At 42.8% G+C, this 14,704-nt stretch carries 13 protein-coding genes; 10 read left to right on the top strand and 3 right to left on the bottom strand.

Annotated features, from left to right (window positions below; genetic code table 11):
- Positions 1-228: 228 nt before the first annotated feature.
- On the bottom strand, positions 229-1,167 hold the full coding sequence (gene hemF / locus ACX1N5_RS09060) for an oxygen-dependent coproporphyrinogen oxidase (RefSeq protein WP_458801770.1): 939 nt from the start codon (positions 1,165-1,167) through the stop codon (positions 229-231).
- A gap of 263 nt (positions 1,168-1,430) precedes the next feature.
- Between hemF and hemN the strand changes: the two genes are divergently transcribed.
- A complete protein-coding gene (gene hemN / locus ACX1N5_RS09065) occupies positions 1,431-2,798 on the top strand; it encodes an oxygen-independent coproporphyrinogen III oxidase (RefSeq protein WP_458801768.1) in 1,368 nt (455 codons plus the stop codon).
- Between the two features lie 160 nt (positions 2,799-2,958).
- Here hemN and ribA read toward each other — a convergent pair whose 3' ends face one another.
- Positions 2,959-3,561 carry a GTP cyclohydrolase II gene (gene ribA, locus ACX1N5_RS09070; protein WP_004754074.1) on the bottom strand — a complete coding sequence of 201 codons (603 nt, stop codon included), beginning with the start codon at positions 3,559-3,561 and terminating at the stop codon, positions 2,959-2,961.
- A 303-nt stretch (positions 3,562-3,864) separates the two neighbouring features.
- Here ribA and dxs point away from each other — a divergent pair, with 303 nt between their 5' ends.
- The 8 genes from dxs to ACX1N5_RS09110 all read left to right on the top strand — a co-directional run bounded on the left by dxs (position 3,865) and on the right by ACX1N5_RS09110 (position 12,828).
- Positions 3,865-5,778, top strand: coding sequence for a 1-deoxy-D-xylulose-5-phosphate synthase (gene dxs / locus ACX1N5_RS09075; protein WP_458801766.1), 1,914 nt, complete (start codon positions 3,865-3,867; stop codon positions 5,776-5,778).
- A gap of 121 nt (positions 5,779-5,899) precedes the next feature.
- Entirely contained in the window at positions 5,900-6,730 is an 831-nt protein-coding gene (locus tag ACX1N5_RS09080) for an inositol monophosphatase family protein (RefSeq protein WP_131388995.1), read from the top strand.
- A 633-nt stretch (positions 6,731-7,363) separates the two neighbouring features.
- Positions 7,364-9,256 (top strand): DEAD/DEAH box helicase, encoded by a 1,893-nt coding sequence (locus tag ACX1N5_RS09085; RefSeq protein ID WP_131377001.1) that lies wholly within the window; start codon positions 7,364-7,366, stop codon positions 9,254-9,256.
- A 345-nt stretch (positions 9,257-9,601) separates the two neighbouring features.
- Positions 9,602-10,420 carry an ABC transporter ATP-binding protein gene (locus ACX1N5_RS09090; protein ID WP_004754062.1) on the top strand — a complete coding sequence of 273 codons (819 nt, stop codon included), beginning with the start codon at positions 9,602-9,604 and terminating at the stop codon, positions 10,418-10,420.
- A complete protein-coding gene (mlaE, locus tag ACX1N5_RS09095) occupies positions 10,417-11,193 on the top strand; it encodes a lipid asymmetry maintenance ABC transporter permease subunit MlaE (protein ID WP_004903116.1) in 777 nt (258 codons plus the stop codon). The genes ACX1N5_RS09090 and mlaE overlap by 4 nt, the downstream gene beginning before the upstream one ends.
- Positions 11,193-11,873 (top strand): outer membrane lipid asymmetry maintenance protein MlaD, encoded by a 681-nt coding sequence (gene mlaD / locus ACX1N5_RS09100; RefSeq protein WP_131379331.1) that lies wholly within the window; start codon positions 11,193-11,195, stop codon positions 11,871-11,873. The genes mlaE and mlaD overlap by 1 nt, the downstream gene beginning before the upstream one ends.
- A gap of 22 nt (positions 11,874-11,895) precedes the next feature.
- On the top strand, positions 11,896-12,525 hold the full coding sequence (locus tag ACX1N5_RS09105; RefSeq protein WP_131379329.1) for an MlaC/ttg2D family ABC transporter substrate-binding protein: 630 nt from the start codon (positions 11,896-11,898) through the stop codon (positions 12,523-12,525).
- 12 nt (positions 12,526-12,537) lie between these two features.
- Positions 12,538-12,828, top strand: a complete 291-nt coding sequence (locus ACX1N5_RS09110) for an STAS domain-containing protein (RefSeq protein ID WP_004754055.1) — start codon at positions 12,538-12,540, stop codon at positions 12,826-12,828.
- Between the two features lie 40 nt (positions 12,829-12,868).
- Here the strand turns inward: ACX1N5_RS09110 and ACX1N5_RS09115 are convergent, their stop codons facing one another.
- Positions 12,869-13,882: a CorA family divalent cation transporter gene (locus tag ACX1N5_RS09115; RefSeq protein WP_131376992.1), complete on the bottom strand. Its 1,014-nt coding sequence runs from the start codon at positions 13,880-13,882 to the stop codon at positions 12,869-12,871.
- A 155-nt stretch (positions 13,883-14,037) separates the two neighbouring features.
- On the opposite strand from ACX1N5_RS09115, the gene ACX1N5_RS09120 reads away from it, so the two are divergent.
- Positions 14,038-14,619: an LOG family protein gene (locus ACX1N5_RS09120; protein ID WP_116727401.1), complete on the top strand. Its 582-nt coding sequence runs from the start codon at positions 14,038-14,040 to the stop codon at positions 14,617-14,619.
- Positions 14,620-14,704: the final 85 nt, after the last annotated feature.

Genomic DNA, 14,704 nt, shown 5'->3' on the forward strand with positions numbered 1-14,704 from the left:
TCATAGAACAGATAAGCAGGGCTAGTGTAAGAACAAAAAAACTAGCTTTGTGATTATGAAATAGATTAAACATGGTGACTCTCATTCCTCGATGAGGTTGTATTACAGCAGATAAATTTTAAACTGATATGACAAAAATATCCTGAGTCTTTTGTAAGAATAATTATTATTTATAGTGGAAAAAGGCAGTTAAATTTAACTGCCTAAAAAGCTTTATGTTTATAACGTTTATAACTCATTGAGCCAGTCATGTGGTTGCAGATAGTACTCAGTTAAACGCCGTTCAGGTGAGTTTTTTTCCCATTCAGGGCGGTATGACCATGCTGCTAGGTTAGGTAGACTGACTAAAATAGATTCAATCCGCCCCCCCGTTTGTAGACCAAAAAGTGTACCGCGATCATACACCAGATTAAATTCTACATAACGCCCACGTCGGTAGAGTTGAAACTCACGTTGTACTTCGCTATAGGGTTGCTCGCGGTGTTTTTCAAAAATGGGTAAAATCGCATTGAGGTAACCATTACCTACAGCCTGCATATACTCAAAACAGGTTTCAAAGTCCCAGCAATTTAAATCATCAAAAAATAAACCACCGACGCCGCGCTGTTCATCGCGATGTTTTAAATAGAAATAATCATCACACCATTGTTTATGCTTGGCATATACATCTTCCCCAAAAGGCTGACACAAGTCATGTGCTGCCTGATGCCAGGCTTTAATGTCAGCATCATCTGGGTAAAATGGGGTAAGGTCATAACCGCCACCAAACCACCATACAGGATCACGACCTTCGGGTTCTGCGACAAACAGGCGCACATTGGCATGTGATGTTGGAATGTGCGGGTTTTTAGGGTGAATCACCAATGATACACCGAGAGCCTGTGCTTTGGCGCCTGCAATTTCAGGATGGCGAGCAGTCGCTGATTCGGGCAATTTGCTGATATTGATGTGTGAAAACATCACACCGCCTTTTTCAATTACTGTGCCGTTTTGCAGTACACGGGAACGTCCACCACCACCTTCAGGGCGTTGCCAGTCATCAATCTCGAATTGGACAGTACCACCGCCTGCTTGTTCTTGTTGTTCAAGACGCTCACAGATTCTTGCCTGCAAGTCGAGCAGAAATTCGCGTACACGCTGAATATCGACTGAAGTCGGATGCTGCATCACAATCCTCATTTAAAAGAGCAAATATGGCATACATCAAAACATAGAAATGTCAAAAAATTAAGGAATTTTAAATTTATACAGGAAAATCAAAGTGTTTTAGTCGGAATAATTGGAATATTATGATTGTAAAATAGCAGTTATGTCATGTCGTTATTGCTTGAAATCTTGTCGGTAGCCAATCAGAATAAACATGCATTTAGGATCAATCTTTCCAAATTTTGCCTGTTGTGGTCAGCAACATCACCAAGAGTTGAGTAAATATGGGTACAACCTCGTTAATTCAAAAATATAATGTTCCAGGACCACGCTATACCAGTTATCCAACTGTGCCGTATTGGGATAATCAGGCATTTTCACTAGAGCTTTGGCAACAGACTTTAAAACGCGCCTTTGATGAATCTAATGCCAGCGAAGGCATTAGTTTGTATATTCATCTGCCATTTTGCGAAAGTTTATGTACCTTTTGTGGTTGCCATAAACGGGTCACCAAACGCCATGAGATGGAACAGCCGTATATTCAGGCAGTACTCAAAGAATGGGATTTGTATTGTCAGTTATTACAAGATCGCCCAATCATTAAAGAAATTCATTTGGGTGGCGGGACGCCGACTTTTTTCTCAGCAGAACATTTGCTTGAGCTGATTCAGGGGATTTTAGCCAAAGCCGAGATTGCTCCACAGCACGAATTTAGTTTTGAAGGGCATCCCAACAATACCACCCGCGAACATCTGCAAACCTTGTATGATCTGGGCTTTCGCCGTGTCAGCTACGGGGTGCAGGATTATAATTTAAATGTACAAAAAGCCATTCACCGTATTCAGCCGTTTGAGCATGTTGAGCAAGTGACGCGTTGGGCGCGCGAAATTGGTTATGAATCGATTTCCCACGATTTGGTTTTTGGTTTGCCATTTCAAAGTCTGGAAGATGTGTTAAACACCATTGAAAAAACCAACAGTTTAAGCCCAGACCGTTTGGCGTTTTACAGCTATGCACATGTGCCTTGGATTAAGGGGAATGGTCAGCGTGGTTTTAAAGATCAGGATGTGCCCAAAGATGATGTGAAACGCACGCTATACGAAGAAGGCAAAAAGCGTTTGTTGGCACATGGTTATCATGAAATTGGCATGGATCATTTTGCTCTGGAACACGATAGCATGTATCAGTCGTTTCAGCAGGGCAGTTTACACCGTAACTTTATGGGCTATACCTCATCGAAAACCAAGGTCATGATTGGTCTAGGACTGTCTTCGATTAGTGATAGCTGGTATAGCTTTGCGCAAAATGAAAAAACGCTCGAAGATTACTATGCACGTTTAGAGCAAAATCAAATTCCTGTGTTTAAAGGACATATCCTGTCGCAGGAAGATTTAATCATTCGTCAGCATATTCTGAATTTGATGTGCACATTTAAAACCTCCTGGGCAGAGTCGAGCATGGCATTCCCTGAGTTACCTCAAGTCCTCAGCCAGCTTGAAGAAATGCAGCAAGATGGTTTGTTGATGCTTCAGCCTCAAGGCATTCAGATTAGTGAACAAGGTAAACCGTTTATTCGCAATATCTGTATGGCGTTCGATTTGCATCTAAAACGAAAACAACCGCAGACGCGAATTTTCTCCATGACGATTTAAAATTGCACAAATAGACTTCTTTCATCACTTTCTTATGTTTCTCTCTAAGGGAGAAACATAAGAAGATCCAGATAGGGATGAAAAGGGCTAGTGTAAAAAAAAGAGCATTTTAAAATGCTCTTTTTATTTGCCTGAAGTGGCTTGTGTGTAATGTGGTGACTTAAAAGTCATCTTCTTTATACATGTGTGACATACGGTCATGTTTGGTTTTTAAATATTGCTGATTAAATGGATTTAAACCCACAGTCAGTGGTACACGATCAACTACATCAATACCCAAATCACGCAAAGCAATCAGTTTAAGCGGGTTGTTTGTAATCAATTTAACCTGGTGTACCTGTAGATGATCGAGCATGATTTTACACATGTCATAGCGGCGTGCATCGGCAGGCAAGTTCAGCATCAGGTTCGCATCGACTGTGTCATGTCCCTGATCCTGCAAGGCATAGGCACGGATTTTATTGGTGAGCCCAATGCCGCGACCTTCCTGGCGCAAGTATAAAATGACCCCTTGACCTGCTTCATTAATCATGTGCTGGGTCGCTTTAAGCTGCGGGCCACAATCGCATTTTAAGGATGAAAATGCATCGCCTGTAAGGCATTCGGAGTGAATGCGCACTAAAACCGGTGCAGTTGCTGGCATATCCAAACCTTTCCATAAGGCGACATGTTCTTCACCTGTTTCAGGGTCTTGAAATACACTAATATGAAATTCACCAAATGCGGTTGGAAGTTTAGAAGTAGCAACAAAAGCAATCGGCACAGTCAAACTCTTTCGTCATCAATTAGTCGAACAAAGTATAGCGCAATGATCAGATATTGATAGCTTGAGCATACAAAAATTACGCCAATCAAATTATTTTTTTGTAGAAAGCAAATAATAATAGTTGAATATCTCTATCATTTTTCAGGATAATCACAGCCCTGTCTAGGACAAAAGCAATGTGTAAGACTACATCAAAAGACATGTGGCTCATTGAAAACAACGTTCGATAAGGTAGAATTATCGATTTAACGCAATATACCTAGCTTAGGATTTGCCAGGCTCTAGAAGGCTTTGCCACATATGTTGTATACAGAAATACCAACTCAACGTCCTGTTACGCCGTTGTTGAATGCGATTGATCATCCGCAGCAATTACGTCAGCTAGATCAAAGCCAGCTCGAACAAGTAGCGGATGAGTTACGTCAATATATCTTGTATGCGGCAGGACAAAGTGGTGGGCATTTTGGTGCAAACCTGGGCGTGATTGAACTGACGGTTGCACTACATTATTGCTTCAATACTCCGCAAGACCGTTTGATTTGGGATGTGGGGCATCAGGCCTATCCACATAAAGTGTTGACGGGGCGACGTGAACAACTGACCACCATTCGTAGTAAAAATGGTCTGGCAGCATTTCCCACACGTGATGAATCTGAATTTGATACTTTCGGTGTGGGACATTCGTCGACTGCGATTTCTGCGGGACTGGGTATGTCGCTGGCATGCCGCTATCAAAACAAACCGCGTGATGTGGTGTGTATTGTCGGTGATGGTGCTATGACCGCAGGTATGGCATTTGAAGCCATGAATGATGCAGTAGCGCACCAAGCTGACTTAATCGTGATTTTAAACGACAATGATATGTCGATCTCATGCAGTACAGGTGGTTTTGCCAAGCATTTGGCAGCCATTTGGGAGCAGGGGCAACTGGTCAATATTAATGCCGATGGCGATGCAGTGATCGAACCGCATCCTGAGTGGGCATATACTTCACGCTTGCATCAGTCTGCGACTCAAGAAGCCGATAACCTGTTTAAAGCAATTGGATTTGAGTACTTTGGGCCATTCGATGGGCATGATGTTCAGCAATTGGTTCAAGTCCTGAACGCGCTGAAACAGCGTAAGGGGCCTCGTTTGGTACATGTCTATACCAAAAAGGGCAAAGGTTTTGCACCCGCAGAAGCCGACCCGATTGGTTATCATGCCATTCCAAAACAAGTAGTTATGGTCGCGCCAGCTAAGAAAAAGCCAGCCCCGAAATATTCCGATGTTTTTGGGCAGTGGTTGTGTGATGAAGCTGCACAAGACTCGCGTTTGCTTGCCATTACTCCAGCCATGTGTGAAGGCTCGGGCATGGTGAAGTTTGCGAAGCAATATCCTGAACGTTTCTTTGATGTTGCGATTGCTGAACAACATGCTGTGACACTTGCAGCAGGCATGGCATGTGAAGGTTTAAAACCTGTAGTCGCGATTTATTCGACCTTCTTGCAACGTGGTTATGACCAACTTGTCCATGATGTTGCCTTGCAAAATCTGGATGTGACTTTTGGGATCGATCGCGCTGGTTTGGTGGGTGAAGATGGACCAACGCATGCAGGTGCGTACGATTATGCGTATATGCGGACTATTCCGAATTTGGTGATTATGGCGCCAAAAGACGAAAATGAATGCCGCCAAATGCTGCATACTGCCTATGCTTATGAAGGACCTGCGGCAGTACGTTATCCTCGTGGTGTAGGCGCAGGTGTAGAGATCGAGCAGAAATTGACTGCTTTACCAATTGGTCAGGCGGAAATTGTGCTTGAACTCAACAGTCAGCATGACGATAAAATCAGTATTTTGGCATTTGGTAGTCGTGTCATGCCTTGTCTGAAAGTTGCAGAAAGCCTTGCGAAGCAGCTTGATGTTGCTGTTACAGTCGTGAATATGCGTTTTGTCAAACCACTGGATGAAAATATCATTCAGCAACTTGCAGCAACCACAGCTTTGTTCGTTACCGTTGAAGAACATGCAGTCATGGCGGGGGCAGGCAGTGCCGTCAATGAATATTTGGCAGAAGCCCAGATTGTAAAACCTGTATTGAACTTAGGTTTGCCAGACAGCTTCTTGCATCAGGCAGAGCATGCACAAATGTTGCACGATTGTGGACTCGATGCAGATGGTATTGAGCAGTCGATTGTGCAAGCATGGAAAAAAGCCGTACAAATCGCATAATTTTTTCTGGTTACACATTTCGAAATATTTTTTAGCAAAAAGCGCAGAGATTTGTTAAAATGCCTGCGCTTTTATGCATTATTCTTTGTCAAAATCTTCTTGTATTTTTAGTGGGTGTTCAATGGAACCTATGGTGGTGATGGCTGCGCGTGCGGCTCAAACAGTTGGTCAAGAGCTTTTAAAAGCGCATCAAAATCGTCATAAACTCGATTTACAAGTTGAAGAAAAAGGCATCGACGGTCCTGTAACACGTGTTGACCGTTACCTAGAACAACTGACTATTGATACTCTTCGTAAAAGCTATAAAAACCACAGCTTCTTAGGCGAAGAGTTTGGTATGCAAGAAGGCAAAGGTCACGATGCAGACTGGTGCTGGGTCATCGATCCTTTAGATGGTACATTAAACTTCATCAATGGCGTTCCACATTTCTGTATTTCTATTGCGGTACAACATAAAGGTATTACTCAACACGGTGTGATCTATGATCCTGTGCGCGATGAGTTATTCTCTGCAAGCCGTGGTCGCGGTGCGATGATGAACCAACGCCGTATTCGTGTAAATGTTCGTGATAGCCTAGAAAATACCTTTATTTCTGTTGGTCATGCTTACCGTGCTAAACGTAATGGCCAAGTCATTTCTTATGCAAAACAACATTTTGATGCATTGCTTGCCGTGACTGAAGCAGGTGCACAATTCCGCCGTACAGGTTCAGCAGCACTTGATTTAGCTTATGTCGCAACAGGTCGTTTCGATGGTTTCTTTGAACTTGGTTTGAAACCATGGGACATCGCAGCAGGTGAGTTAATTGTGAAAGAAGCGGGCGGTACAGTCGTAGACGCGCGTGGTGGTACAGACTCTATGGACAATGGTCAAGTGTTGGCATGTTCAATGAAAATGTTAAAACCATTCATGCAAGCTGTTGTGCCTGCCTGGGCAGATGCAGCTAAATAAGATTGAATATCAATCTACGAATATTTAAAAAGTGACTCGTAAGAGTCACTTTTTTTATGGGAACAAAAAATCATGATCTGACAAATAAAAAATGTTCCTACTGATGATTTTAATAGATAAGCTTGGATAGATGGCAATCATTTTATCTGTAATGCTTGCTTTGAGTGAGAGAGGGCATTTGTAATAGAAACCACGAATTGAACTATAACAGGCAATAATACACATCCAATACATCAGAAAATTTCTTGTTTTTTGAAATTTAATTTTAAAAATTGTAATAAAATTCAAATACTTTAATTTAATGACATAAAAGCCAATCAAAAAAGGTGACTTTCTCGAATTTTCTGCTATAATTCTCGAACGCACTTAATTTTCGTTCATTACCTGAACATTATCTTCTAATCATTGTATGCGCGTCTTGTCCATAGAGAGGACATATCCTTCGCGCCCCAATCGCTTAAGCGATTCCTTCAGGTTTGCGGCAGTAATCATGTGTGCGTTATATCCACATCGTCGTTATTCGGATCGCTGCTGAATTCTTATATTTTCAGCTCTAATTGCTGTACCGCTTTTTGCCGATGTCCATATTGTAATTTATTAAATGGAGCACCCACTTCAGGGTGAATACTCTCTATGAGCAAAACTTTTGCTGATTTTTCCCTTGATGAGTCATTAACACAGGCTCTTGAAGGTTTAGGTTTTACTACGCCAACTCCTGTACAAGAACAAGCTATTCCTGCTGCACTTGAAGGTAAAGACCTTCTAGTATCAAGCCAAACAGGTTCTGGTAAAACTGCTGCATTCTTGCTTCCAACTTTGAATGCGCTTGCAAATCAAGAAACTTTCGTACCGTTTAAAGAACGTATGAAAGCAATTACTCAACCGTCAATTCTAGTGATTTCTCCGACTCGTGAGTTAGCACAACAAGTATGTCAAGATGCGATTGCATTTGTTCGCCATATGAAGGGCGTTCGTGTTGCTGCAATCATGGGTGGTATGCCTTTTGGTAAGCAAATCCAACAATTAAAAGGCGCGCAAGTGGTTGTTGCGACTCCAGGTCGTTTACTTGACCTTGTTAACCGTCGTCAAATCAAACTTGATAAAGTTGATTCGTTAATTGTCGATGAAGCTGACCGTATGCTTGACCTAGGTTTCTCTGAAGATCTAGAAGCAATTGGTGAATTAGCAGCTAACCGTAAACAAACGTTGATGTTCTCTGCAACTTTTGCACCACGTATTATTACGCTTGCTGAACGCATGATGAATGATCCGATGCGTATTGCGATCGAAACTGGTCACTCTACAAATACAGACATCACTCAAACATTGCATTGGACTGATGGCTTTGAACACAAGAAAAAATTATTAACTCACTGGTTATCTGATGAGTCAGTAGATCAAGCAGTTGTGTTTGCTTCAACTCAAGAAGATACAGATATGCTGGCTGAAGAGCTTGCTGAAGCAGGTTTATCAGTTGTTGCACTTCATGGTGCAATGCCACAAACAGTTCGTAACCGTCGTTTACGTAGTATTCGTGAAGGTCGTGCAAAAATCCTTGTTGCTACTGATGTCGCTGCACGTGGTCTTGACGTACCAACAATTTCACACGTAATTAACTTCGGTCTTCCGATGAAAAATGAAGACTATGTACACCGTATTGGTCGTACAGGTCGTGCGGGACGTACAGGTAATGCAATTACTTTAGCGACTTACCGTGAACGTGGTAAAATTCGCGCTTTAGAAGATTTCTTAGATGCACGTTTAAGTGTATCTGAAATCGAAGGTCTTGAGCCATCTCCACCTCCTGCACGTAGTGGTCGTGATGGTGGCGGTCGTGGTCGTGATGGCGGTGGTCGTGGTCGTGGCGGTCGTGATGGCGGTCGTGGCGGTTTCGGTGGTGGTCGTCGTTTTGAAGGCGAAAGCAACTTTAAACGTCGTGAAGGTGGTGATGATCGCCCACGTCGTAGTTTTGATGACAAACCTCGTGGTGAACGCCCAGCGTTTGGTGGTGAAGATCGCCCACGTCGTGATTTCGGTGATCGCCCAGCTCCACGTCGTGAAGGTGGTTTTGGTGACCGTCCACAACGTTCGTTTGATGACCGTCCAAAACGTGATTTCGGTGATCGTCCAGCTCCACGTCGTGAAGGTGGTTTCGGCGACCGTCCACAACGTTCGTTTGATGACCGTCCAAAACGTGATTTCGGTGATCGTCCAGCTCCACGTCGTGAAGGTGGTTTCGGTGATCGTCCACAACGTAGCTTTGGTGACAAACCGCGTTCTAATGATGACAACCGTGGTAACCGTGTAGATTACAAGCCAGCTCGTGATGGTGCTGATCGTCCGCGTCGTGATTTCGGTGATCGTCCAGCTCCACGTCGTGAAGGTGGTTTCGGTGATCGTCCACAGCGTTCTTTCGATGATCGTCCAAAACGCACTTTTGGTGGTGAAGAACGTCCACGCCGCGAGTTCAACGCAGACCGTCCTCGTCGTGAAGATGGTGAGCGTCGCCGTAAATTTAACGACTAATTTTCGTTAGAATTTATTGTAAAAAGCCAGTTTTCTAACTGGCTTTTTTACTGAAAGTTATTTTTTTAAGATTGAAGAAAGTATTAAAAAATAGATTATTCTTTATGAAAATAATTATATTAATGATTTACTTATGTCTTATTTGATTGAATTAATTACCTATATGATACAGACAAAAATATACCTTTTTTACACGATTTATCTCGTCCATTGATAAAATCTTCAACTTTTTCCGTTGCGAAAATGGTAAGCTACGTCACGTAAAATCTATAGGTAAATTTTAAAAATCTTCTATCCTATGAAGAGTTCACTTGCTGTGAAAATCAAGCAGGAATTTGGTCCATTATGAAAAATACAGTAGCTGTGCCAGAGGATTCATTGATTGATATCAAGAATCTGAGCTTTAAGCGAGGTGAGCGCGTCATTTATGACAATGTCAATCTTTGTATTCGCCGTGGGCAAATTACTGCCATTATGGGACCTTCAGGTACAGGTAAGACAACTTTATTACGTCTGATTGGTGGGCAGTTGACTCCCGATCAAGGTTGTGTCCTGCTCGATGGCAAAGATTTGTCAGAAATGTCGCGTCATGAGTTGTTTGCTGCACGTGCGCGTATGGGAATGCTATTTCAAAGTGGCGCATTATTTACCGACATGACTGTGTATGAAAATGTTGCTTTTCCACTTCGTGCACATACTAAACTGCCAGAAAATCTGATTGCTGAGCTGGTAGCACTGAAATTGGAGTCGGTTGGTTTACGCGGTGCTGAACAGTTGATGCCTTCTGAGCTATCTGGTGGGATGAACCGTCGTGTAGCATTAGCTCGCGCCATTGCACTTGACCCTGAACTCATCATGTACGATGAGCCTTTCGCTGGGCAAGACCCAATTGTAAAGGGTGTTCTGACTCGCCTGATTCGTTCATTGCGTGAAGCATTAGATTTGACAACGATTATTGTCTCGCATGATGTCGATGAAACCATGTCGATTGCAGATTATATCTATATTGTTGCCGAAGGCATCATTCAGGGGGAGGGTACGCCACAAGAGCTACGCCAACATCCTTCTGCATTTGTACAACAATTTTTAAATGGGCAGGCTGAAGGCCCTGTCGATTTCCAGTTTAGCCATCAGGCATATTTAAGCCAAGAGGTAAGTTCATGAATGCTATAGCCTTATTGGGTCGACGCGTGATTGAACGTGTACATGGAATTGGTGTGGCAACATTGATGTTGCTCCAAATTATTTGTTCAATGCCAACCCGACTCGGGGTACGTTTATTTGTTTACCAAATGTACCGTGTCGGGGTGATGTCCTTATTGATTATTTCTGTATCTGGTTTGTTTATCGGTTTGGTCTTGGGTTTACAAGGCTACAATATTCTGGTGAATGTCGGTAGTGAAACCATGCTGGGTACGATGGTGGCATTGACCTTGCTGCGCGAGCTTGCCCCTGTGGTTGCAGCTTTGCTGTTTGCAGGGCGAGCAGGTTCTGCATTGACTGCTGAAATTGGCTTGATGAAAGCCACTGAGCAATTGTCGAGTATGGAAATGATCGGGGTAGACCCGCTTAAACGTATTGTGTCACCACGCCTGTGGGCTGGGATTGTCAGTTTACCGATGCTGACCGTAATTTTTGCTGCAATCGGGATTTTTGGCGGAAAAATGGTGGGCGTAGATTTTCTGGGTGTAGATGAAGGCTCTTTCTGGAGTGGCATGCAAAACTCAGTAGAATTTCAACATGATATTGTCAACGGCATCATTAAAAGTGTGGTATTTGCCGTGATCTGTACATGGATTGCTGTGTATCAGGGATATTTTTGTGAGCCGACATCAGAAGGTATTTCCACCGCAACAACGCGTACCGTGGTGTATTCATCTTTGTGTATTTTAGGTTGTGACTTTGTGTTGACTGCGGTCATGTTTGGAGGAGTGTAATGAAGTCCCGTTCAAGTGAGCTGGCCGTAGGTGTACTTGTTATTCTATTCGGCTTGGCATTGTTTTTCTTGGCAATGAAAGTAAGTGGTTTGTCAGGCAGTACTTTAAGTAAAAGTTATGAAATGACCGCCACATTTGACAATGTCAATGGTCTGAAAGAGCGAGCTAAAGTCACGATGAGTGGTGTGACCGTAGGGCGTGTCGAATATATTGACCTTGACCCTGTAACGCGCCTTGCCAAAGTGACGTTTGAGCTGGATGGTAATAAAACGACTTTTAATCCGACTCAATTGCAGACTGTAGAACAAAATGCTCTAGAAGAACTGCACTATAGTGATGACTATCAACATGCAAATGCTGCGAAACAAAAAGTAATGGAACAGCAACTGTTGAGTAACATGAAGTCCATCACCAATATTGACCAAGATGCTTACATTATGGTGGCAACTAATGGTCTGCTTGGGGAAAAATACCTCAAGATTGTACCAGGTGGTGGTTTGAATTATATCAAGCGTGGCGGTGTGATTAGTAATACCCAAGGGACGATGGATCTTGAAGACTTGATTGGTAAGTTCATTACAGGTATGTCTGGCAAGTCATCTACAGGTACAGCCGCAGAGACGAAAACAGCCTCTGAACCGAGCCAAACAGCTGATCCACAGACTTCATTCACCCAATAGCAGAATTTAGAGGAGTAAGACGTTGAATACTTTATTGAAACAAACCCTTACAGCAGGCATCTTATCTAGCATGATCGCAGGAACTGCGTTTGCAGCGCCTGCTGAAGCACCGCCAGTATTTGTAAAACGCGTTGCAGATGCTTTGATTAGCCGTTTAAAAGCAGACCATGCCAAATTGCAAAGCAACCCAGCATCTGTCAATGCAATTGTGAAGCAAAACCTTGACCCATATGTTGATGCGCAGTCATTCACCCGCATTGTAATGGGAACTTATGCTGCACCACAAAACAGTACCGCACAGCAACGTGCAGCATTCGAACATAATTTGCGTCAAAGTCTAGTTCAAAACTATGGCTCAGCTTTAGCAAAATATAGCAATCAAAGTTATAGTCTACGCCCTTATAAACCTACAGGTGGTGCATTCCCTGTGGTCACCATTGACTTTGTTAACCAAGGGCAAAAAACCCCTGTATCATTCCAGTTGACGGATAATAATAGCCAATGGAAAATCCGTAATATTAATGTGGCTGGAATCGATTTGGGCTTACAATTCCGCAACCAGTTTGCAGCAACTGTAAAACGTAATGGTGGCAACATCGATAAAGCGATTGCGACCTTTAAACCAGATGCTGATGCTGCGGTGAAAAAATAAGATAGGTGCATTGTGATTGAGCTTAAACATCAGCAATTATGCCTGTCAGGCACGATTAATTTTGAGAATGCAGCCGAAATTTACCAGAAAGGTCTGGCGCTAATTCGCCAGCAAGCACATTTTCCTGTGGTGGTGAATCTGGAAGGGTTGCAGCTTGGTAATACACTTGCGCTGGCGGTTTTGGTACAGTGGTTACGCCAGACGCCAGAACAAAAGGGACTACATTTTCAGGCAGTTCCAGTCAAAATGCTCAAGATTATTGAAGCCTGCCATTTACAGGATGATCTGATTTTGTTGAGTTAAAGCATGCAATATAAAAAAGCATCCAGATAGGATGCTTTTTTTATATCCATTTTTTCCAGCGGAAATAAGCAGTTGGAAGAACAAATGATGCAACGATAATGATAGAGACAGCAGTAAAGCTGAAATCTCCATGCGCAAATGGTAGAACAGTCGTATTCATCCCATAAAGACTGGTGACCAGCATCGGTGCTGTGAGTAAACTAGGTAAAATCGAGAAACGACGAATCGTATCGCTTTGTTCTGAGTTAATGAAGCCTGATGTGGTATCGAGTAAGAAACGTACTTTCTGGAATAAGAACGCTGTATGTTCAACCAAGGAACGCACATCTTCACTCATCTCCCGAATTTCACCATCATAAATATGGCTACCTAAAGCGCGTGGGCGAGATAGAAAACTGAGAATACGGCGTAAATCGATCAGACACAGTTGCGCTTTTCCGAGCATGTCTTCTTGTTGTGCCAAACGAGTGACCATGTCATCAAGATCAAGCACTTGTTCGCGGTGGTGGTTATTTAGAACTTCGGTTGAATATTTTTCTAGATCTTTATGAATATCTTCCAAGATATCAGCAAGCTCATCAAGCTTGGCTTCGAATAATCCCAGTAAAATCCAGACAGGGTCTTTATAGTCTACATCGTAATCGTTGCGGCGCGCGCGGGCACGAAATGCACGAAACGACACCAGTTTCTCACCACGAAGTGTAAGCAGGCGCTGTTTATTTAAGATAAATGCAACGGTTTGTACCGTTGCCAGCATATGATCCTGCTCATCACTTTCATTATCGACCTGATAGTTTTTATTTTTCGTTAAAAAATAAGTACTGATATGTAAAATGCCATCATCATCGCGATAGAATCGAGCTGATGAGGAAATATCTTCAAGCGATTTGAGTGTAGGCAGATTCTGTTCATAGGCATCAATAACCCATTGTTGCTCCTCTTGTGAAGGTGCAATCAGATCAATCCATACTAATTCTGGGTGTAAGTCGAATCCACCATTAATGGTTGCATCTTCGAGACTCCCACGCTCTGTTGCGTAAAAAGCTTCAAGCATCGGTGTCTTTCTCCCTTGGATAGGTCGGGGGTAAAACGGTGGGTGTATTTTAGACAAGGAATTGCGGAAAAACACTGATCAGTTCGTTATTTTGCTAAAAAAATTTCGCTTTAGTTTATTTTTAATACATGACAGATCAATAGTAGGTCAATTTTATGAATTCAATCGCAATCTTTTGTGGCTCTAAAGCAGGTAATGATTCAATTTTTGTAGAAACTGCGCAACAAGTTGGGCAAAAAATTGCCGAGCAAGGTAAAACTTTGGTTTATGGTGGTGGACGTTCTGGGTTAATGGGGGTTGTTGCTGATAGTGCTTTGCAAGCAGGTGGAAAAGTCATTGGTGTGATTCCTGAGGTACTGGTAAATCGCGAATTGGCGCACCCACATTTAACCGAATTGTATGTGGTCCGCAACATGCATGAGCGTAAAACTAAAATGTCTGAGCTTGCTGATGGGTTTATTGCCTTGCCAGGAGGTGCGGGTACACTGGAAGAAATTTTTGAACAATGGACGTGGGCTCAGCTAGGAATTCATTTAAAACCGTGTGCATTTTTAAATGTGATGGGATTTTATGATCCGTTACTATCCATGATCCAAGCGACGGTCAGACAAGGTTTTACCCACTCTCGCTTTGCCGATACCTTGTTAATTTCGGATCAGATTGAAACTTTATTGACCCAGTTTGAACAGTATCAGCCACCACAGCCAAAATGGGGAATGAATGAAAGCGTAGCATAACGGTTTGCTATGACTTGTCATCTACTGAATAGATTCGTCATGATCCATTTATCCAGTTGCTGCCACCCCAAATGTTGATCAGCTT

The organism is Acinetobacter sp. ANC 4636 (assembly GCF_054454555.1).

Coding starts and splice junctions, on each gene's coding strand:
- hemF (WP_458801770.1), bottom strand. CDS start 1,167: ATGCAGCATCCGACTTCAGTCGATATTCAGCGTGTACGCGAATTTCTG.
- hemN (WP_458801768.1), top strand. CDS start 1,431: ATGGGTACAACCTCGTTAATTCAAAAATATAATGTTCCAGGACCACGC.
- dxs (WP_458801766.1), top strand. CDS start 3,865: ATGTTGTATACAGAAATACCAACTCAACGTCCTGTTACGCCGTTGTTG.
- ACX1N5_RS09080 (WP_131388995.1), top strand. CDS start 5,900: ATGGAACCTATGGTGGTGATGGCTGCGCGTGCGGCTCAAACAGTTGGT.
- ACX1N5_RS09085 (WP_131377001.1), top strand. CDS start 7,364: ATGAGCAAAACTTTTGCTGATTTTTCCCTTGATGAGTCATTAACACAG.
- ACX1N5_RS09090 (WP_004754062.1), top strand. CDS start 9,602: ATGAAAAATACAGTAGCTGTGCCAGAGGATTCATTGATTGATATCAAG.
- mlaE (WP_004903116.1), top strand. CDS start 10,417: ATGAATGCTATAGCCTTATTGGGTCGACGCGTGATTGAACGTGTACAT.
- mlaD (WP_131379331.1), top strand. CDS start 11,193: ATGAAGTCCCGTTCAAGTGAGCTGGCCGTAGGTGTACTTGTTATTCTA.
- ACX1N5_RS09115 (WP_131376992.1), bottom strand. CDS start 13,882: ATGCTTGAAGCTTTTTACGCAACAGAGCGTGGGAGTCTCGAAGATGCA.
- ACX1N5_RS09120 (WP_116727401.1), top strand. CDS start 14,038: ATGAATTCAATCGCAATCTTTTGTGGCTCTAAAGCAGGTAATGATTCA.